This window comes from Candidatus Bartonella washoeensis Sb944nv, assembly GCF_000278135.1.
Lineage (GTDB): Bacteria > Pseudomonadota > Alphaproteobacteria > Rhizobiales > Rhizobiaceae > Bartonella > Bartonella washoeensis.
The window spans coordinates 243,114-263,433 of sequence record NZ_JH725024.1 but is presented as its reverse complement, the minus strand read 5'-3'; the positions used below and the strand labels follow the sequence as shown (position 1 = coordinate 263,433).

Genomic DNA, 20,320 nt, shown 5'->3' with positions numbered 1-20,320 from the left:
AGCAGCCCGGTAGCTCGTCAGGCTCATAACCTGAAGGCCGCAGGTTCAAATCCTGCCCCCGCAACCAATAGACAGAAAATGTCTTCTATCTAAACCATAGTAAAAAGATCCTTTCTATCTTCAAATCCACCTCAGCGTTCCTTAAAAATAAATTTGCCCTCAAAAAGCCATCTAAATTTGTTTTAGAGAGGTTGTTCAAGTGTCCTAGAAGCCAAAAAAAGTCGAAGCCAATAAAAAAACTCTAGCCCGTAAATACCCTTAAAGCTAGAGGGAGAAGCACTTGGGAGCTGCATCTGCTGTTGTGGTTCACGACAGAGCACAAAAACAGTGCATGGATTCTATTGCTCTCAAAAATTCTTCGATATGGGCAAGTTGGCTTGTGAAAAATTGGCTTGAAAAATGCATCATCTCATATAATCCCAGACTATATTGCTCCCGCTATATCGCATCCAAGGTGCTTCCTTGCCAATCAGCGTTGCTCTATCAGATAAAACCTTGTCACGACCATCGCATCCATCACTAGAGCGCTCTTCAACTAAAACTTCATTCTAGATGGAGAGGGCATAAGGGACATAATAGAAGCGCTATGGAAGAGAGACAAACAGAGTAGAGCGTAAACGCCCGTAAAACTTTAGGGAAGCAGCTTAGCGTGGCGCGCAAGTCTTGCCCGCGTAAAAAAATGCAATGCTAAATGGCGAATGACACTAAAATCACGCCCTCTCAAAAAAACAGGAAAAAGAGCCTATAAGTGTATAATTCCATACTTAAAGGATTCTTAGGGGCTAAACTTTAAACTCAGCTTCTCTCCTGTTTCTAAGGAGTGGTCGCTTTATCCTATCTGTGGCCAGCATTTCTCCATCCTTAGCACAATGTGTGCCACTTTTTTGTAAGGAGACACCTTCGTACCACATCTCTTGATCGTCTGCACTCTTTCCGTCTCCATGCTGCCGCTATAAGGCTGTTTTTTGTGTTTGCAGCAGTTGGAATTGAGGTCGGAAGCGGAATTGGTAGCAGAAAAGGGGAAGTCATAGGGTGCAAGACCAATAAACTTTGTCATGCTATTTCGTTCAAGACGGACTCCCATTATGGAAGTTTTCAAATGGCAAGATCTGTTACGGTTGTTGTAATCGGTGTAGGTGATGACACATTTTTGATTGCTCAAATATTTCAGAAAGATAAATTATTTTAGCAATGGGTTTTTTTTCTAGTTTACAGCAACGATAAACATGCAAATTGTGAACGGGTTAGGGGAGGAGGAAACTCTTGTTCAATATGAGGTTCTTAAGCCAATAGAACGTTTGATGCGTGGTTATCCGACAAAAAAGAGCGATTAAGAAATTTAATAAATAAAAAGCTGCACGGATTGTGCAGCTTTTTATTGACTTTATACTTTATCAAGCACAAGTTTTTAAAACTTGAAAGAATCTTTACGGCTTCTGTAACCATAATAGCCGAAAACACTGGAAATAATGGCACCAATCAGGCTTCCTAAAAACCCCCACCATCCAATGTTGGATGCCGTTTTAACAGCTTTATCCGTAATATGACGAGCATCTTTTGTTTTCATATCTAGCTTTTTAGATAGTGTTTCAGCTTGTTGTTCAAGGGCTTTAATTGCCTGAGCAGTTTTTGCTTCTGCTGTCTGATAAACATGAACTGCATGGTTCGCTGTTGTTTGGGCATCAGCGCGTGTCATGCCATTGTTTATAAGGTCGTTGATGATGTCGCTGCGATCAAATTTTGCTATAATGGCTTGTGCACGATCGGATAGATGATCACTTAGATTTTTCAGATATGTGCGGTAGTGAGAAGGATCATTTTTGAAAGCAGTTATTGTTGAACTAATCTCTTTAAGAGCTTCCTGATAGGATTGCTTCAAACGATCGAGATTGAGAGCAGGAATCTCACTTTTATTGAGAAGTATACGCAATTCGCTCTTTAGTTTATCAAAATCAACATCATTGTCGCTTGTCTCAAGCAGAAAATTTTCAAAGCTTTCGCCGTTTAATCTTGAGAAAAGGGGAATATTATTTGTTTCTAGTTTCGTCATCGTTTGTTGTGTGGCAGAATTGTTGTCTAAGACAGCCTTAGCTCCTACAGCCCCTACATGCGCTGCACTTGAAACCATCAGGATGGCTTGAATTGTCATGATGAGCGTTAACAGAGCCCAAGTTAAAAAACCATGAAGTGCTCCTGAGGATTCTGCAAAACGTCCGGCTACAAAGCCTCCTAGCGCAAGGCTGATAAGCATCACAATCAGTGAACCGATGCCAACGGATAGAAAGCTTCCTTCAAAAGGGGACGAAGAGGTGAGATCAACTTGACTTAAGCCTAAAGCTGTAACCAGAAAAGACAAGCAAATCGAAGTGGCGAGTGCTGTCACTAGTCCGGCAAAGATTGCGGACCATGAAATGGGGGTGTAAAAGAGTGGATACTGTTCTTCTAATGAGGCTTCTCCTAGAAAATGCGTATCGAATGATGTGTCTCCTGGAATGCGAGTTTCCATGTGTTTATCTCCTTGAATAATGCTGGAGATAAAATGCATCTTTAGCAATTATGTTCCCAAAACGAATGAATATACGCCAAAAATGGACCGGCAACACCGAAAAAAACAGTGATTATTATGAAGGGAAAGTCTCGTTACATTACTTTAGTTTAGAACTAAATATCCATTTATCGAGAGTTTTAGTTGATGGGGAGATAAACGGTGTATGGGGAATAAAAGAATGGAATGAATATCTTTGCTCGTTCTGTATCGTAATGTTTAAAAGATTGAATGCCGTTGTGAAGTTTAATCTTCCCTTCTCGCTTAAAAGTAAGCTCTATTAATTTAATGCTTCTCTCCCAAGTAATATTCCTGCTACTGCTTGAGGGAAGTTTTATAAACGCTTATTTATAATTGCTTATGTTTGAAGGTAAAAAGTAAAGTTCTGGAGCCGTTAGTTTATTTTTGTATACTGCACTTATAATTAAAAGAATGCTTCGATTATTCAAAATAAACATCAACAATATTCAATTCAAAAAGCTATGAGAGGTCAAAGAGAAGGAGGAACATCGTTGTTTTAAATTGTTCTTCCTTCTCTTACTGCTCTGTGTCAAAACAATGCTAGAAAAAATTTCCAAGTTTCTTGAGTAAAAACTCCCAAAACCAAGAAGGAAAATTCAAAAATTTTGAGACGATGTCCAAAAGTTTTAAAACTATCTCCAAAGTTTTTTTGTTTTGCACTCAGTTTTTATAAGATGTAAGAGCACGTTGGTTTAAGAGATAAACTTGGTTTAATGGACCATTTTGTACTAAGAAACTGCACTGTGTAAAGTTCATGTGTTCTCCCTTGATGTAGGTATTATGAACTGTAATCGGTTCATAGGTGCTACAGGTTTCCACTTTTGCATTTGCAGTTGTCATGAATTCTTTTTCAAATGTATCTGTATAGAGGTTGCTTTTGCATTTTTTAGGTTTTCTGTCGGTGAAAATACATTCATCCATTATGCTTTTTATGGGTGGATTTATTTGGTTTGTAAAATTTTTGAGATATTGAGAAAGTGGAATTTTAAAGGATGAGATTTTTATGATTGCTGTCATTTTTTCTAGTATTTTATCAAGTTTTTTTGATACTTCTTTTATTAAAGGCCGGTAATTTTTTTAAAAGTCTCAAATATCAAGTTCCTTAATGGCATTATAACATCACCCTGAAAGACTGCGATCATTTCAATTGATTGTTTGGCGCCTTTTTTCTCTGTATTGCTTTTAAGTCTTTCCCTTTCGGGCGGCGTAAGGTAATTTTCGGTATATGTCTTTCCTTCTACTTTAATAGGTAGAAGTATAATTGGTATGTAGTTAGTTTCATTATATTATACTTATCAATAGCTTAATCGATAAATTACGACTGTTATCGAAGAGTGAGAATTTCACAAAATAGGTAACATGAGTTTCGATTTTAGATGGTGTACAGGAGCGTGATCTGCTTTATGATAGAGTGGACTTAGATTAAGCGTTCTTCTCAATTATTTGTGTTGATAACGACTTCTTCATGAGCCATCATTATATGTTGTAAATAATATTTGCGTGGATAGTTTTTAGGGAAGAGTTTTGGGATTTTTTTTTAAAGCTCTATAAATCAATCTCTCTAAAAGATGTTTTAGAGAGTGTGAGGTCGTTATCATGTAGAGGAGTTAGCGTTTAGGAATGCTTTTGTCTATGATATCAATGAAAAAACGCTGATGTAATGTATAGCAACATGAGTATAATCAAAAGCGCTATCTTTCGTGTAGAGTTTTAAAATTGCGATTTACGATGTTTTAAAGTGAGCTATAGATTGAAGCACTAATTCCTTATTTACATGTTGAGTTTGTGCATGCGGATCATGTATTATAAGCTTTTATGAATTAACAAGGTGAATGTGCCAAAATAAAGTAAAATTATAACAAAAATTCTTATTATATTATCTGTGGATAATGATAAAATAGATTTATATTTATAAATATAAATTATTGTTTTGTTATAAAGCTAAAATTAAATATTTCTTAATTTTCGAAATGTCCCTTTTCTAATGAATCATAAATACGCATTATCCTTTATTATACTTATCGTGTGTTTATCAACAGGAGGTTTGATTTCTACCGATATTTTTCTTCCGGCTCTTGAAGATATGCGTCAATATTACCAAGTTACTGAATCCAAGATCCAGAATGCGGTAGCAATTTTTCTCTTTGCATTAGCTATCGGGCAGCTGATCTATGGACCACTTAGTGATAATTTCGGGCGTAAAAAAACACTTCTTTTTGGTTTGTCTTTGTGGCTCTTTACCACGCTTGGTGTGATTTATACAGCTAATATTCAAGCTTTTCTTGTGTTGCGTTTTTTACAAGGTTTTGGAGCTTGTGCGGGTATTGTCTTAAGTCGTGCAGTTATCAATGATTTATTGGATAAACAAGCAGCAGGAAAGCTTTATTTGGTTGTTTTTCCTTTTATTGGGATGTCACCAGCGCTTGCACCTTTGGTTGGGGGACTATTGTTACAGGCTTTTAATTGGCAAGCTACTTTTGTCTTTTTAAGCCTTTTTATACTCTTGACTATTTTGCTCTGTTGTTTTGTGCTAACGGAAACACTACCTTCTCAAAAACGTCAGCATTTTTCTTTTGTGGGGATTCTGAAGGGGAGTTTAGCCGTTATAAAAAATAAACAATTTGTTTTTTATGCACTTATTCCGTGTTTTTCTTATGCGACCTATTTTGCTTATATAGTCGAATCTCCTTTTTTACTCACAACTTTGGGTTTATCACCTCTATACATTGGTTATAGCTACATAGGGGTTTCTCTTCCTTATATTTTAGGGAATCTTGTAGCGCGATGGTTTTTTAAGCGAGAAACTATGGAAAGGACTGTATGGCGGGGGTATATTATTTTTGTTGTGGGGGGATTGCTCTTTGGCTTGCAGATGTATGTGAGTCCATGGCCACTTGTGACGAGTTTTGTGGCTATTGCTGTTCTTACTTTTGGCAATGGTTTTTTATTACCATTAGGAACAGCATTGGCTATTTCGTCGCATCCGCAAGCTGCTGGAGCAGCTTCTGGTATGATGGGCGCTTTACAATTAGGGAGTGCTGCGTTGAGTGCTGCGGTTATTGGAAAGATATCTGGACACAATCCACAGAGTATAGCAGCTTTACTGGCTGTTTGCTGTCTTTTGGGTTTTATCATTTATGTCTGCAAAGCGCGTGATTTTATGCATTCGGAAATGAACTGAGAGAGATGAGAAACAGAGAGCATCATGCGTAAATATTTTGGCGTTATTTTACTTGAGTGGAAATTGCTGTAGCTGATAGCTGAGAGTGAATTTTAATGAAGCTTATTGCATTGTGCATACTTAAAATTTGTCGTAGCTTAGTTTAATGTGTTACAATTGCTTATTCCGAGCTGTTGTTACGGGGGATGAATTTATGGGTAATAGAGTTCTGGCATATCTGTGTTTTAATTATTATCCTCAGTGGGGAATTTATTGCTACAATCTATATTCTGAAACGAGGAGTGAGGGGAATAAATAAAAATGAGCCTTCGTGTTGCCATTGTTTCTCCTGTGATGCCAATTTGGAATCACGGCGTTTTTTGTTCTTCATTTACAAAGCTATATTTGGCAAAAGGATTCCAAATTACTCTATTCAATACATTCTCCCTTTTTCCCAGCAACTCTACTTTTTCTAATAACTCTGTCATAGAAATTTTGCCTTTTATTACAGAGAAACTTGAAAGATACTTTAAAGAGCCTTTAGTTTTCGTGGGGTTTTCTATGGCTGGAACATTAGTACAAATGTTGGCTGCGCGGTTTCCAAATGTACATGCAATACTTGTCGTGAATGCGACAGGCTATCTAGATGCTCTTTTGCAAGAACGACTTGGATAATGGTTATCTATCACACGCTCTGAAAATATTAGATACTTTCGTGCAACCTGTTAGGGCCATTAAAAAGAGCTTTCTTGGAGATTCCTGCTGAGCAAAAGAACATAGCCATTGAACGTATGCAAAAGCGGTTTCGACTTCTTTTAGAAATGGATGCGATGAATGAGATTATCAAGTACACTGGAAGGTTTTTAGCTTTGGTAGGTGAAAAGTCGCAACTTGCAACTGTAGATAATTAAACGCGAAGTCATTGTGTGAATCATGAATATAAAATTACCCCTGGTGCTAGCATGCGTTTGTGGGACGATAATCCTGTTATGATGAATAGAATTCTTAATGAATGGATCAATAGATTATGAAAAAGAAAGTTCTTGTATTACCAGGTGATGGGATAGGATCTGAGGTTTGTGATGCAGCGCTGATGCTCTTAGAGCAATTCCAATTGCCGATTGAATTAACTTATGGTGATATTGGTTGGGAATGTTGGAAACAGGAAGGAGATCCTGTTCCTCAAGCGACTTGGCAAAAAATCAATGAGTGTGACGCTGTTTTACTTGGTGCTGTAACCATGTAAAGGAAAGAAGGCTGCTTTAAAAGAGCTTGCACTGCATTTACAGGAGAGGCAGTTTACGTATGTTTCTCCTGTTATACAACTTCGCCAAAAATTAGGTCTGTTTGCTAATGTGTGCCCGATCAGATACATTGTTAGTGCGAGAAAGCCTTTTCATTTTTGTGTTATCAAGGAAAATAGCGAAGGTTTATACGCAGGGCTAGATTTTCGCGGTATATCTCCTGAAAAAGCGGCATGGTAAGACATCCCAATTTAGAAAAGTGTGGTCTTGAGGAGGCCGTATGGACAGTACGATTGCAAACACGCTTTGGTTTAGAGCGGCTCTTTGAATATGCTTTTTCTTATGCATGGGAACATGGTTTTACGCGGGTTACTTTTGCCGATAAGCCAAATGTTATGCGGGAAAGTGGTCAATTTGCTCAAGAAATTTTTGAAAACATTGCTCAAAATTATCTAGAAATTGAAGCAGATATTCACAATATAGATGTAGTTGCTTTGTGGATAGCAACGAAGCCAGAGCAGTTTGGGGTGATTGTTGCTGAAAACATGTTTGGCGATATTCTCTCTGACCTTGCCACTGGAGTCATGGGTGGATTAGGACTTGCACCTAGTGCAAATGTAGGAAACAAAATTGCTTATTTTGAGCCTGTTCATGGCAGTGCACCACGCATTGCTAGACAAAATAAAGCAAATCCTTCTGCCATGCTTTATACCACTGCTTTACTTTTAGACCATTTAGGTTTTCACGACGCAGCGCAACAATTATCTGAGAGTGTTGATCAGGTTATTCGTGCTGGAAAAACTGTTACCTATGATCTGGGAGGTTCAGCCTCTACACGCCAAATGGCTGAAGCTGTTCTCAATTCTGTTGTAAATCCTGTCTCTGTTTGTCGAGCCGCGATTGTTATGGTTGGTGATGAATTCCTTTCAGGACAATATTTGAATACAAATTTGCAAGATTTGAGTCAAAGCTTGAATAAAAGAAATATCCAAGTAACGCGTCATTTTGTTTGCGCCGATCAATTACAGCAAATCAGTGAGACAGTGATTTCTTGTCTTAGGCAAGAAGATCTCATCATTATCAGTGGCGGATTGGGATCAACATCCGATGATAAAACCTGTGATGCGATAGCAAAAGCCGTGCAGCGGCCTTTGGTTCATCATGAAGCTGTTTGGCAAATGATAAAAGGTCAGTTGCAGCGATTAGGTATTGCGCCAGATAGCAGTAATGTGCGTCAAGCGTTGTTTCCTGAGACGGCAAAGGTGCTTGATAATCCTACTGGTACAGCGCCTGGTTTTTATCTCTCTAGTTGTGGGAGTTTTCTTGTTGTTTTGCCTGGTCCTCCCACGCAAGCTCTTGCGCTTTTAGAAGATTATTTAGAAAACGATGAGAAGAAGTATTCTTCTGTATCGCGCACGCAATATGCGTGGACTTTAATTGGAATTGATGAGAGTACCATTGTGCATTGGGTTGATGGCCATTTCGCCCATATTTGGTTGGTGCAGAAATTACCACTGCCTGTAAACAATTGGCAATGCACGCAGAGGTGCATTGGTCTGCAAATGATCCAAACCTTTTGAAATATTTTCAACCAATAGAAAAAGGTGCAAAGGGTATTTCACAGTTTGAGGCTGAGGTTAGTTTATCACCTTCCATCGAGACATTAGAAAATCAAAAGGAAAGTCTTGGACATGCTACCATGACTATACGGGTGAAAGGCTATGGTGATGATCATATTTCTTTTCCCTATACGCGACCGCTTTTAGGTGTGGTCTTACAAGAATACGCAGCTTGGTCGGTTTTAAAAAAATATTTGCAAATGGAGGAGAGAAAATAATCCTTTATGAGAACATAAAAATCGACAAAATAATTTTATTTTGCATTGTTTTTATATCTCAAGATTTTTAAATGTGAAAAAAGAAAAATAATATTCCCATATTTTTATTTTAAGAACAATAATTTTCTAAGCATGTTTATTTAAATATGAAGAAGAATAGTATCAAAAATTGAAAGAAATAGAGTTTTTTATTAAAAAACAAGGAAAGATCTCCATTCCTTCTATTATGTTCATAAAAGAGTTTTTAAATCTATTCAAAAATCCGCTTATAAAAAATTAATTGCACATATGATCCAATCACTTTTTGTCAAGAAATTGCCTCAAAGTTTTTTAACAATGCTTTGTGATAGTTTAGAAGATGTTGTCATATAGATAGATTAAACTGGTCATAAATAGTAGAAATTAGATTTTAACTGTCATTGTTTCGGGTTAATAACAAAAAGATTATATCGTATCACGGTGTGGATCAATATTAAATGAATGCATTTGTAGTGCTTTTGTTTGTTTTTTTAATAAATCATTTCTCAGATATTTATTTGAGAAAATAAATGCAGCGAGGATTCTTAATATTTCCATAATCCCTTTATTGATTATTGTGGGAGGTGTGGAGAGAGGGTTCTTATTATTGGTAGTAGTTTTTTTATGACTGTTCGACTTTGTAGTATAAATACTATAAATTTAAGAAGTGAATGGTGATATATTTTGTAGTTAGAACTTCTCAAATGGTGTTAAGGCTTTTGATACGATCTGTTGTAATTCGCGATGGTACAGTTGTATTAGACAGAAAGGAAGGATTTTTCTATGTATCAAATTGATTATAATAGCTATCGTTCCGTTAAAAGCTTTAATCGCCGTATTCGTTTTCTTGTAATGCATTATACCTCTATTGACTTTAAGGGTTCAATCACAGCGCTTACTGGATCAGCGGTGAGTGCTCATTATCTTGTGCCTGATCCTTCAGAGAAAACGTATCTTGAAGCGGGGTTTAAGGATATGCGTATTTTTAATCTCGTTGATGAAAATGAACGTGCATGGCATGCTGGTGTTAGCTCATGGGCTGGACGTAATAATCTGAATGATACATCTATTGGAATTGAAATAGTTAATTTGGCAACTGGCCATACTGATTGTTTTGAAGAAACATATATTGAGGCTGGATTTAAGGATATGCGTGGTTTTAGTCCGGTTGATAGAAATGAGAGTGAAGCCGCTGGTGTTCGCTTACCGTCTGAGGGCAGTAACTTAAATGATAAAGTCGTTAAGCTTGGAACAATTGATTTAGCTACTTATAATAATGAGGCATTTACATTTCCTCCCTATAATCCGATACAAATTGAGGCGGTTAAAGAACTTGCATTGAATATTCTTCAACGGTATCCAGATATTATACCAACCGATGTCGTTGGGCATAGTGATATCGCCATTGGGAGAAAAAGTGATCCAGGTGCAGCTTTTCCTTGGAAAGAGCTTTATGAAGCAGGTATCGGGGCATGGTATGATGATGAATTGAAGGATCACTATCAGAAGCAGTTCTGTAAAAGTTTGCCAGATAAAGCAGATATTTTGGCTAAACTCAAACAGTACGGATACGATACCTTAGTTGCTTGTACAGAAAGAGGATATAGGGATTTAATTCGAGCATTTCAGCTTCATTTTCGTCAAGAAAATTATGATGGAGTTTTGGATACTGAAACAGCAGCGATTATCTATGCGCTGGTAGATAAGTATTTCCCATCAAATTAATTCAGCTCGTTTCGGTTTAAATAGGGATATAATTAATCACAGTTATATTTTTTTATTAAACAATGTTCTCTGGCTGTTTATCCTATTATAAGGCCTGTATGAAATTAAAGAAGGCTATGTGTGCTGTGAGAACAAAATTATATATACAGGAGTTAATGGGAAAAGAAAGAAAAGGCGGTTTTTCTTATATTTGCTTATAGAGGTGGCTTTTAAATCCCGTTTTTTGACTATAGTGGGTATCTCACATGTAAAAAAGGTGCATAAAGGTAACTTATTTGTGCACAATACGAAAGAACGCGCTCACTGAGAGTGCATGAGAAGGAGCGGCACTGTTAGATGAATTCACATCTGCACTATTAGATATGAAAAGCACAGATTCTAGCCTTCCACTTTTAACGTGCAAGAAAAGTCCGGCAATGATTGAAATCAGAGAGCAAGAAAAGCATATGCACTAGGAAAATATAGGTGTCATGTCTGTATATAATTTTGCAAATATACATTGCTATTCTTGAGTGAATATTTTGATGTATTCAAAAACGACAGAAGTTGCAGAAATTCCTGCTATTCATTTTAGCAATTTCATTGCTGATTTATTGTCTATTACTTTGAAAATATCCAGCTTGTTTTTGATTGTATTTAAAGTAGGGGTGCCTGCACAATTTTGATGACAAATTCTTTTATAATGAAAATCTTCATCCTTTGAATCACATTTGCAAAACTTATGAAGTGTTTTTAGCGGCACTCATTTGCTTCATTGGCTTGTAATATTTTTATAAAGGTAGCAGCTTTTTATTAAAGATGATGGATAATAAATGTTATGAGATATTATTATGAGCATCATCATATATAGCTTGAAACAATAAAAACTGGCAACATTTGTTGCCAGTTTTTAAAAAAGCGTAGATTAATAAAGATTAGAATGAACGCTGGAAGCGAATCATACCTTGGAAAGCACTTTTCCCGTTCAAAGCGTGTGTATATGTTGTATCACCGCTTACGCTCTTGAGAGTGCGATCATCGTTCCAAGAAACATAAGTCAATTCAGGCGTAATCACAAAGCCTGGAACCAGTGTGTATTGAACATTTACAGAAGTTGCAAAGGTCTTTACAGCACTATAAGAAACTTGAGCATTTAAATTTGCATTTGGAGTGAGTTTGTAAGTTGCACCAGCCCAAGCTGCCCATTTTCCTCCCCAGTTTGCGTAGATTGTTGTGTTTTGCCGTGACAATGCGTTTTCATCATCTACAGTGTAGTAATCAACGCTGTCTTTATAGCCACCCATGACCCATAGGTTTAAGTGATCGTTGACATTGAAGTCCACACGTACTTTACCAGCCCATTTTTTGTAATAAGCATCGTAAGCTGCAACTGTTGAAAAACCACCCCATTGTTGCATAAATTTTATACCCACAACAAAATTTGGAGTGTATTTTTTTATTCCTTTACTTGGACTTGGAAGATCATTTTCAGCAATGCCAGCAATTTTATCATCTTTATCAATGTAATAATATGGTATTTCAGTAGAGGTAGGACCTGAGGCATTGCCTAATTCAGCGCCAACAATGGCAGAAAAGCCAGTGTCGCCACTAAAGGTGTAAGAAATAAAATTGGTGCGTGTCGGCCCTGCTGGCGCTATGCTGTCGTCATTGAGAACGTTGCCGTAGCCACCTGTCCAGCTATTGAAAATGGTATCATCAAGACCTACACGAAAACCACCAAGTTCAATGTAAGCGGCTGAAAGTTTTGCACCAGCGTTGTCTTTACCATCACCCCAGTTTGAATAGATACGCGCATAGGAACGAAGTGTTCCCAACTCTGTTTCAGAAGCAGCTTGAAAAACAAGGGTTAATCGTGATGATGCGCCATAAGTTTTCCTTTTGTGATTTAACGCAGTATTAGTTTTGGCACCAACATTGTCACCACCTATAAAATCAGCACGTACACTTCCCGACAAACGCATGCAGGTCTCTGTTCCAGGGATATAGAAATACCCTTTGCCATATGCATCGCAGACGCGAACAAATTCTACAGGCTCTGGTTCTGCAATAACTGTTGAAGCTGCTTGCGCTCCAGAAATTGCTATCAAAGCTGCTGTAGAGCTTAAAAAGAGGGACTTAATATTCATAATATTCATAGTGGATCTCCAATGAAGGTAATTTAATCTCTTTAGGGAATATTATTTGTTTAACTCATTAAAAACCAGAGTAAAATAATACGATACTTATGATTCTAGCTATACTGATCGTTTTTAGATATACAAATATGAAATCGTCTTTTTGAAAGCTATTCATGTACTATTCAGGGCAATGTGGTAGAAAAGTCACGATTTTTCATTTGTTAACTTTTTATTTGATTGGATCAATGAAAATAAAAGAGAAAAACATCAGATATTTTTGAAAAAGATCGAAAATGTCTTGAACTTTTTAGTGATACCGTTTATGCACCGCCCTTGGAGAGGTGGCCGAGTGGTCGAAGGCGCTCCCCTGCTAAGGGAGTAGGGCTCAAAAGGCTCTCGAGAGTTCGAATCTCTTCCTCTCCGCCATTTATCAATAAAATCAATAGGTTATATGGAATTTTGATTCTATTGATTCTTTTAAATACTTTTTCTGTCTATCCCGAACTTTCTTAGAGCTTTTTGATGGCTTTTATTGCGAGTCGTTTTTTATCAACAGTTTTGATATAGAGCTATGTTCTTTTGTCTTTGAATCTAGCTAAAAAGCCTTCTCATTTCCACTATATTATAAGTTTTACGAAACCAATTGCCAAAACTTTCTCTGGTCAGTTTCACGCTGCCTTTACCAATATAATGAATATTTCCTTCTGAGAGATGAGTTTCAAGTTTTGCAACTAGTTCAGGCAAAAATGGAGAGAAAAATATCTGTTTTAAATTGGTATTTTTGACCTTCGTATAGTTTTAGGGGAAGGCTATGTCCATTCTGTTTGAGGAGCGTTACCTATGAACTTTCGATAAGTTTGTCTGATTTAGATTTAGGGTATGCATCTTTATAATTCAGAAAGCACGAGTTTGTTGTCATCAAAGAATTTTTTCGTTCCATAAATTCTGTGTTTCTTATACTTGGATCTATAATCCATATGCACATGCCATACAATCTTACCCTGCCGCGTATTTTTTCCAAGATGAGGTGGGTTGATTAAGTATGGCGTATTAATTATGTGAATCTTAACATTTTGATTGAATTTTATACAATGAAAAAGTGAAAAAGCTATTGTGTGCCAATAATAGACCGATAAATAGACCAATAGATATTTCTCAAAAATGCTTCTAAAAGAAATTTTGATTCATAATACATTGTAAGGGCACATTCGAAAATCCTATTCCCTCACTTTTATTCAGGCATCCCTCACCTTAGAAAATATATGGAGAATCAATAAGTTATTTGGGATGAAAAAGAATATGGTGCCCAAAAGAGGACTCGAACCTCCACGCCTTACGGCACAGGTACCTGAAACCTGCGCGTCTACCAATTCCGCCATCTGGGCTATAAAGTTCATCTAAGCTTGTGAGGCAATTCTGTCAATAAAATTGTAGAATTTATCTTTAGCTGAAAAGTCTTTGACCAAACTTCTTATGTTACAATAAGACTTTAGCCATTAAGGTGTGATGATTGTCTTTGATGAAATCGTAGAATCAGAGTTGAATGTGTAAATAATAGGAATGCCAGTTGCTAATTCTTGAGACATAATTTTTTCTTCATCTAGACCTTCAAGTGCCATAATAAGAGCACGAAGAGAGTTGCCATGTGCTGCGACTAAAACAGTTTTACAACGTAAAATATGCGGTTGGATATGGTAAAGATAGTAGGGCCAAACGCGCGCACCAGTATCGCGTAGGCTTTCTCCATTAGGGGGGGCAATAGCATAAGAACGACGCCATATTTGCACTTGTTTTTCTCCCCATTGTTGACGCACTTCATCTTTATTCAGGCCAGCAAGATCACCGTAATTACGTTCATTCAATGCTGGATTTTTTATCAATTGCAGATCGGATTGTCCCATCTGTTCTAAAATGTGTTGTGCCGTTTTTTGTGCACGCTGTAAGGCAGATGTATAAGCGATATCAAATTTTAAACCAGCTGCTTTAAGATTCTTTCCTGCTGCTATTGCTTCTGCATGGCCTTTTTCTGTCAAATTTGGGTCTTTCCAACCAGTAAAAAGATTTTTGAGATTCCATTCACTTTGTCCATGACGGATAAGTACAAGTGTGCGTCCCATTATGAATTTCCTATGTTACATTGATTGTTTAAAATTCATTGTTCAATCCCAAAACATCGAGCATTGAATAAAGACCATTTTCGTGGTTCTTTGCCCATAAGGCTGCTTTTAATGCTCCATTGGCAAAAGTAGAGCGTTCTTGCGCTACGTGGGAAAAAACGATACGTTCATTTGAACCGGCAAAAGTAACACTGTGGTCGCCAATGACTGTTCCACCTCGTGAACAGGCAAAACCAATTGTACCTTTTTCGCGTTTGCCTGTGTAGCCATTGCGTCCACTGACACTCACATTTTTAAGCGTAATATTGCGACCTTCTGCTGCGGCTTGCCCAAGAAGAAGAGCTGTCCCAGAAGGGGCATCAACTTTGCTAGCATGATGCATCTCGTAAATCTCAATATCAAATTCATCCGCGTCTAACGCTTTGGCTGCTTTTTTTATGAAGTTAGCCAAAAGATTGATGCCGAGACTCATATTTCCGGATTTGACAATAGTTGTATATTTTGCAAAATCTGCAATTTGTGCTTCTTCTGTTTTGCTAAACCCCGTTGTTCCAATAATATGAACGAGGCCTTTTTGGGCAGCATAGTTGGCGTAGAGAATACTGGCTTGTGGTTGTGAAAAGTCTAAAATGCCATCTGTATTAGAAAAGGCATTTTCAGGATCATCTGTGATGCGAATATTGAGAAAGTCTGAACCAATCAATGTACTGGCATCTTTGTCTACAAAAGGTGATCCTTTTCGTACAAGTACAGCACAAAGCTCTACATCTTTCCTACACCGGATAGCTGTAATGAGCTCACGTCCCATTCTTCCATTAGCACCAACAACTGTCAGGCGCATATTTATCTCCTTATGATACTTTAGTCTTTTAATATAGATAAATTATAGGTAAATTCTCTTCTTATTTCTAACGGTTCCTTTTCCTTAAGGGAAAAGTTTGCTTCTTTTAAGTTATGTGAATGGGTTAACACTTCTTGTATAAACTCGTAATGAGAGGTATCTTCGTTATCATTATAGAATAAAGAATGTTAATGTAATGCAATATATTTTATAACATGTATTTGGGAGAATGGAAGATTGCGCATGATGTTTACAAATGCATAAGATTCCATTGGTGCACAGGCATATCACCTGTTTAAATATTACTTTCACTTTTATTGCTAAGAGGTGCTTAGAAATCAAGATCTGCATAGTGAGGACTCGCTACAATTCCTCGGATGCGATCTGTTAAAAGAGGGCGGAAAGAAGGCCGCGATTTAATTCGCATATACCAGTCTTTGGCTGCTGGGGATTGATCCCAGTCAATTTCCCCTAGAAAATCAAGCACAGAAATAGTTGCTGCGGCTGCTAGATCTGCATAGGATAGTTTAGAGCCGACTAAACAGTCGCGAGATGCACAGAGCCAATTAAGATAATTCATATGTGGTGCAATATTGGCGCGTGCATTGCGTAAAATTTGTGAATCAGGAGCTCCTCCACCAATGGTGAGTGGCATTTCACGTTTATAAATTCTTTCTCGTACAATATGACGCGTAGCTTCATTTTCAAATTTATTTAAAAACCAATCGTTGAGACGGCGTACCTCGCCCCGATCTAAAGGATTTTCCGGAAAGAGCTTATTCTCTTGTCGCAAACTCCCATGTGTCTCATCTAAATATTCGTAAATAACTATAGCTCCGGATAAGGGAACTTCTTGTTCAGCAAGAAGAACAGGGACATGACCAGCTGGATTTAGTGCAAGAAATTCGTGTCTTCTTGCCCATTCATGTTCTACAATCAATTGAGTGCTTATATTATATTCTCCAAGAACAAGACGTATGAAGCGGGAGGCAGAAGAGAGGGGAGAGTGGAAAAGTGTCAGCATAATCTACGCTATCAAATAGAGTTGATAAGAATTCTTTCAAGTAACAGGAATTTTTATAAAGGTGCTTTACTGGAAGCACAAGATTATTAGCAGCAGCTCACAATTATGCTTAATAAATTATTAATAATAGGAATGTGTTTTATACTGCGATTGCTTGCAAAATGGCAGCACGCATTTCTTCTAAACCTAGAGCTTTTTCTGAAGATGTCACGAGAAGTTCCGGATAAGCTGCTGGATGTTTGAGAAGCTTTGTTTGTGTAGCCATAACTAATTTTGCAAGCTCATTCGATTTAACTTTATCACTTTTTGTCAAAACAATTTGATAAGAGACAGCTGCTTTATCAAGGAGATTGAGAACATCTGCATCATTTTTTTTAATTCCGTGACGAGAATCAATCAACACATAAACACGCTTCAGTGTTGTGCGACCGCGTAAATAACTAAAAATCAGACGCGTCCATGCATCAACCAAATTCTTAGGAGCTTCAGCAAAACCATAACCTGGCATATCTACAAGCGCTACAGGGGGGAGATCTCCTGGTTGCCCACTGTAACCATCGGGTACAAAGTAATTAAGTTCTTGTGTACGCCCTGGTGTATTTGAGGTGCGTGCCAAGCTTTTTTGTTGGACGAGTGCGTTTATTAGGGAAGATTTTCCAACATTGGAACGTCCTGCAAATGCAATCTCTGGTGGACCTTCGGGAGGAAGAAAGCATATTGTAGGGACGCTGCGAATAAAAATCCAGTTGCGAGAAAAAATTCCAGAAAGGGCAGAACATTTTGTCATTCATGCACTTCTTTTTTAGGTAACTTTCGCCACATAGCTTTAAGATTATCAAAAAGCTCAATTTTAACTCCCTGATGTTTCATCATAATGCCTTGCTGAATCATTGACAATATATTGTTCCATGCCCAATAGATGACGAGACCGACAGGGAAAGAAGCTAGCATAAAGGTAAAAATGACTGGCATCCATATGAAAATCATAGCTTGTGTTTGGTCTTGGGGGGCTGGATTCATACGCATTTGTAAAAACATCGTTATCCCCATGATCACAGGCCATGCACCAAGCATAAGAAAAGCTGGAACTGCGTAAGGCAAGAGGCCAAAAAGGTTAAAAAGAGAAGTTGGATCAGGCGCTGCTAAGTCTTGAATCCAGCCAAAGAAAGGAGCATGCCGCATTTCGATTGTAATGTACAGAACTTTATAAAGAGCAAAGAATATTGGAAATTGCACTAACATAGGCCAACATCCTGCAAGAGGATTGATTTTTTGGGTTTTATACAATTCTATTATTGCTTGTTGCTGTTTGGTTCTGTCGTCTGGATATTTGTCTTTGATTTCCAAAAGCATAGGTTGCATGAGCTTCATGCGCGCCATAGATTTATAAGATTTATTTGCTAGCGGAAAGAGAAGCATTTTCAAGAGCACTGTGACAAGAAGAATGGCGATGCCAAAATTGCCTGTTTGCTTATAAAGAATGTCAATGAGGGCAAACATTGGTTTAGTGATGAAATCAAACCAACCCCAATCGATTAAAAGAGCAAATTTTCTAATTTTTAGCTCATTTTGATAGTGATTAATGATTTCAACCTGTTTTGCACCAGCAAAAAGACGATTTGTAATGCTTTTCGTTTCATTTGGGGCAACAGTTAAAAGTGATCCTAGCAAATCAGATTGATAATGCGTGTTTAGGCGATCAAAATAAATAAAGCGGCTTGTATATTCTTTATCTTGTGGGGGAATGATCGCTACGGCCCAATACTTATCGGTAATACCAATCCAACCTCCTATAACTTTGGAAAAAGTCATACTTTTCTGTCCATTATCGGGATTTGGATTAAGTTCTGCTAAGGTTTTGTATTTTTCTGTTTTGAGTGAATCTCCTGCAATACCTATCATTCCTTCATGGAGTAAATAGGTTGCATTTGTATGTTCTGGTGGCGCTGCACGTGCAACGCGCGCATAAGATGAGAGATATATTGGTTTATCACTCTCATTGTGGATAGAATCCTCAATGGTGAACATGTAGTGATTATCAACTGAAAGGGTGCGACGAAAGATTTGCCCTTGTCCGTTATTGTAAATTAAAGTAACGGGCGTTGAAGGGGTTAGTGTTGTATTCTGTCCCTCTATTTGCCATTGTGTATCAGATTGCGGCAAGGCTTTTGCTGATACAGATGAACTGGTAAAACCAAATTCAGCAAGATAAGTTGTTGTAAACCCTTTGGGGTTTAGCAAAGCAATTTCCGGTGATTTTTTATCGACTGTCAGACGATATTTTTTTAACAGAAGATCATCAAATTGTGCACCAATAAGATTAATGGAACCTTCAATTTTATCAGTTTTAATCGCAATACGGTTCGTTTTTGCCAATTCAACACTACGGATTTCAGGAGTCATTGGGTGATCGATGATAGATGCTGCTTCATGCGTTGGTGTAACGTCAGATAAATTTGTATGAGCAGTAGCAAGAGATGACTGTTGTTTTGACAATTGTTGTGCAACGTGTTGTTTTTGTTGTAACTCAATCTGTTTGGGAGCAACGTAAAAAAAATGCCATGCGATAAGCACTGCAAAAGACAATCCAATGGCGATGAAGAAATTGCGGTTATATTCCATTCGTACTACCTTGTTGCCGTTGTTGTTTTGTTTTTGATTTTACTCGTCGGTTTAATTCACTGATTAAAGATTTAAAAGGTGCATGCAGCGCATCAGGATATGCTATAATGACATAATCTGTCCCTGCTTCCATATCATTTGTTAAACCAACTCTAACTGCTTCGCGCAGACGCCTTTTGATACGATTACGCTTAACAGCATTGCCGTTTTTACGTGTGACAGTGAAGCCTACACGTGCAACAAGAGGAGATTTTATTTCTGCTGTTTGCTGACGGGACTTAACTTCGAGCAGAAATAAAGGACCACGTCGTTTTTCTCCTGTGCGTACAGCCAAAAAATCCGCTCTCTTGCGAATGCGGCAGGGATGTGTTTTCTTCATAAATAGCGCTTCGCAATTTCGCTAAATGCCTGCATATACAGGCATTGGAGGTTCATAACGAAAGTTTCACAACGAAGAAATAATAAGCAACATTCAACTGTTGTGAAAATTGAAATGGTTAAGCAGATAACCGCTTACGTCCACGCGCACGCCTTGCGGCAATAACTTTACGGCCACCAGCTGTTGCCATGCGCGCACGAAAACCATGACGACGTTTACGGACAAGTTTAGAGGGTTGGTAAGTACGTTTCATTTATTTAATACCGCGGAGTGCGGCCCTTCTTAGCTCTATGAGCAGTTACGTGCTAGATGAATATTTGATCCTAGTCATATGACTGCTAATCCATAAGGAAAAACATACAAAAAGTCAATCTTAGATTATTTTTCTTTTTCTGAAAAAAGAAAGAAAGTCTATGACGAATGTTAATTTTATGTATGATACTTTTAAATTATGGAAAAATGATTATTGGTTGTCATATTCAGTTTATAGTTATTTCTTCTATGGTGAAAATAAAAGACTAAGGCATTAAGGTAAAAAAGAAAGAAGAATACTTTTTTATTGTATATTTGTAAAAAATGTTATTTTGGAATACGTGGTATTTTATTTATTTAAGGAGTGTCCACAGTTTTGTTTCTTAGAGGGACAGCTAAGAGTATTTATAGAGTGATC

General features: G+C 37.5%; 12 protein-coding genes, 3 tRNA genes and 2 pseudogenes (1 of these 17 running past the window's edge). 7 read left to right on the top strand and 10 right to left on the bottom strand.

Annotated features, from left to right (window positions below):
• Positions 1 to 67: transfer RNA gene (locus tag MCQ_RS05800), tRNA-Met, on the top strand; it begins 10 nt to the left of the window's first position.
• Between the two features lie 900 nt (positions 68 to 967).
• Positions 968 to 1,189 carry a hypothetical protein gene (locus tag MCQ_RS05795; RefSeq protein ID WP_006924123.1) on the top strand — a complete coding sequence of 74 codons (222 nt, stop codon included), beginning with the start codon at positions 968 to 970 and terminating at the stop codon, positions 1,187 to 1,189.
• A 219-nt stretch (positions 1,190 to 1,408) separates the two neighbouring features.
• Here MCQ_RS05795 and MCQ_RS05790 read toward each other — a convergent pair whose 3' ends face one another.
• Complete coding sequence (locus tag MCQ_RS05790) at positions 1,409 to 2,506, bottom strand: YrzE family protein (RefSeq protein ID WP_006924122.1); 1,098 nt, start codon at positions 2,504 to 2,506, stop codon at positions 1,409 to 1,411.
• A gap of 2,044 nt (positions 2,507 to 4,550) precedes the next feature.
• On the opposite strand from MCQ_RS05790, the gene MCQ_RS05775 reads away from it, so the two are divergent.
• The 4 genes and pseudogenes from MCQ_RS05775 to MCQ_RS05760 all read left to right on the top strand — a co-directional run bounded on the left by MCQ_RS05775 (position 4,551) and on the right by MCQ_RS05760 (position 10,550).
• Positions 4,551 to 5,747: a multidrug effflux MFS transporter gene (locus MCQ_RS05775; protein WP_006924120.1), complete on the top strand. Its 1,197-nt coding sequence runs from the start codon at positions 4,551 to 4,553 to the stop codon at positions 5,745 to 5,747.
• A gap of 300 nt (positions 5,748 to 6,047) precedes the next feature.
• A pseudogene (locus MCQ_RS05770) lies at positions 6,048 to 6,757 on the top strand (alpha/beta fold hydrolase).
• Positions 6,754 to 8,807, top strand: a pseudogene (locus tag MCQ_RS05765) (isocitrate/isopropylmalate family dehydrogenase). The pseudogenes MCQ_RS05770 and MCQ_RS05765 overlap by 4 nt, the downstream one beginning before the upstream one ends.
• 801 nt (positions 8,808 to 9,608) lie before the next feature.
• Positions 9,609 to 10,550, top strand: a complete 942-nt coding sequence (locus MCQ_RS05760) for an N-acetylmuramoyl-L-alanine amidase (protein WP_006924115.1) — start codon at positions 9,609 to 9,611, stop codon at positions 10,548 to 10,550.
• 914 nt (positions 10,551 to 11,464) lie between these two features.
• Here MCQ_RS05760 and MCQ_RS05755 read toward each other — a convergent pair.
• Positions 11,465 to 12,676 carry a porin gene (locus MCQ_RS05755; protein ID WP_035008106.1) on the bottom strand — a complete coding sequence of 404 codons (1,212 nt, stop codon included), beginning with the start codon at positions 12,674 to 12,676 and terminating at the stop codon, positions 11,465 to 11,467.
• 326 nt (positions 12,677 to 13,002) lie between these two features.
• Between MCQ_RS05755 and MCQ_RS05750 the strand changes: the two genes are divergently transcribed.
• Positions 13,003 to 13,093: transfer RNA gene (locus MCQ_RS05750), tRNA-Ser, on the top strand.
• A gap of 874 nt (positions 13,094 to 13,967) precedes the next feature.
• Here MCQ_RS05750 and MCQ_RS05745 read toward each other — a convergent pair.
• The 8 genes from MCQ_RS05745 to rpmH form a co-directional block, all read right to left on the bottom strand.
• A tRNA-Leu gene (locus MCQ_RS05745) sits at positions 13,968 to 14,052 on the bottom strand.
• A 111-nt stretch (positions 14,053 to 14,163) separates the two neighbouring features.
• Positions 14,164 to 14,784, bottom strand: coding sequence for a 2,3-bisphosphoglycerate-dependent phosphoglycerate mutase (locus MCQ_RS05740; protein WP_006924112.1), 621 nt, complete (start codon positions 14,782 to 14,784; stop codon positions 14,164 to 14,166).
• Positions 14,785 to 14,812: 28 nt separating this feature from the next.
• The gene (gene dapB, locus MCQ_RS05735; protein WP_006924111.1) at positions 14,813 to 15,625 is read right to left on the bottom strand and encodes a 4-hydroxy-tetrahydrodipicolinate reductase; all 813 of its coding nucleotides are present in this window, start codon (positions 15,623 to 15,625) and stop codon (positions 14,813 to 14,815) included.
• A 331-nt stretch (positions 15,626 to 15,956) separates the two neighbouring features.
• On the bottom strand, positions 15,957 to 16,649 hold the full coding sequence (locus MCQ_RS05730; protein WP_006924110.1) for a glutathione S-transferase family protein: 693 nt from the start codon (positions 16,647 to 16,649) through the stop codon (positions 15,957 to 15,959).
• Between the two features lie 139 nt (positions 16,650 to 16,788).
• Positions 16,789 to 17,436 carry a ribosome biogenesis GTP-binding protein YihA/YsxC gene (gene yihA / locus MCQ_RS05725; protein WP_006924109.1) on the bottom strand — a complete coding sequence of 216 codons (648 nt, stop codon included), beginning with the start codon at positions 17,434 to 17,436 and terminating at the stop codon, positions 16,789 to 16,791.
• Positions 17,433 to 19,271 (bottom strand): membrane protein insertase YidC, encoded by a 1,839-nt coding sequence (gene yidC / locus MCQ_RS05720; RefSeq protein WP_006924108.1) that lies wholly within the window; start codon positions 19,269 to 19,271, stop codon positions 17,433 to 17,435. The genes yihA and yidC overlap by 4 nt, the downstream gene beginning before the upstream one ends.
• Entirely contained in the window at positions 19,261 to 19,650 is a 390-nt protein-coding gene (gene rnpA, locus MCQ_RS05715) for a ribonuclease P protein component (protein ID WP_006924107.1), read from the bottom strand. Before rnpA ends, yidC begins: the two co-directional genes overlap by 11 nt.
• Before the next feature lie 118 nt (positions 19,651 to 19,768).
• Complete coding sequence (gene rpmH, locus MCQ_RS05710) at positions 19,769 to 19,903, bottom strand: 50S ribosomal protein L34 (RefSeq protein ID WP_005864709.1); 135 nt, start codon at positions 19,901 to 19,903, stop codon at positions 19,769 to 19,771.
• Between the last annotated feature and the right edge of the window lie 417 nt (positions 19,904 to 20,320).